Origin of the sequence: Microbulbifer variabilis (assembly GCF_020524905.1) — a bacterium.
Lineage (GTDB): Bacteria > Pseudomonadota > Gammaproteobacteria > Pseudomonadales > Cellvibrionaceae > Microbulbifer > Microbulbifer variabilis_A.
On sequence record NZ_JAIVKI010000062.1, the window covers coordinates 1 to 890 of the forward strand.

The 890-nt window shown below is 58.1% G+C and carries 1 protein-coding gene; it reads right to left on the reverse strand.

The window, feature by feature from the left end:
• Positions 1 to 890, reverse strand: an 890-nt coding sequence (locus tag LC073_RS21520) for a hypothetical protein (protein ID WP_226649689.1), incomplete at both ends; no start/stop codon positions are given.

Here is an 890-nt window from a genome sequence, read left to right on the forward strand (position 1 = left end):
GCGATACCGTAGCTGCTGGCGGCATTACTGCCGTCTACGGTAAAGCTATCCGCATTGTTGGTACCGGTCAGCGCTGCGGTGACCGCACTGACGATGCCATCAAAGGTCAGGGAGCCCGCGGTTACCTGGTTATTGCTGCCGGTCAGGGCCAGGCCATCGCTGTAGGCGCTGGCGTCCAGGCTGTCGTCACCGCCATTGCCATCCACGGCGGACATGCCGCTAACACTCAGGTTATAAGCCTTAACATCGCCACCAGATTGCAGCACAAACGCATCCGTGCCGCTGGTACCCAGTAGATTGGCATTGACGGCAGTGAGGAATTCTACTTTGGAGAAGGTAATACCGCTGTTGGTGGCTTCTTTACTGGTGCCGGTTAAGGTCCAGTCGGCACCATCGGCACCGATCACGCTGTCGCTGCCACCCCGCGCATGAATACTGCTGACTCCGGTAAAGGCGATGCCGTAGCTGCTGGCGGCATTACTGCCGTCTACGGTAAAGCTATCCCCATTGCTGGTGCCGGTCAGCGCTGCAGTCACTGCACTGACAATGCCATCGAAGGTCAGGGAGCCCGCGGTTACCTGGTTATTGGTGCCGGTCAGAGTCAGACCATCGCTGTAGGCGCTGGCGTTTAGGCTGTCGTCACCACCATTACCGTCTACGGCGGACATGCCGCTAACACTCAGGTTATAAGCCTCAACCTCCCCATCGGATTGCAGCACAAACGCATCCGTGCCGCTGGTACCCAGTAGATTGGCATTGACGGCAGTGAGGGACTCTACCTCGGAGAAGGTGATACCGCTGTTGATGGCTTGATTGTTGGTACCGGTTAAGGTCCAGTCGGCGCCATCAGCACCAGTGACGCTGTCAGCACCGCCTTGGGCATTGATCGT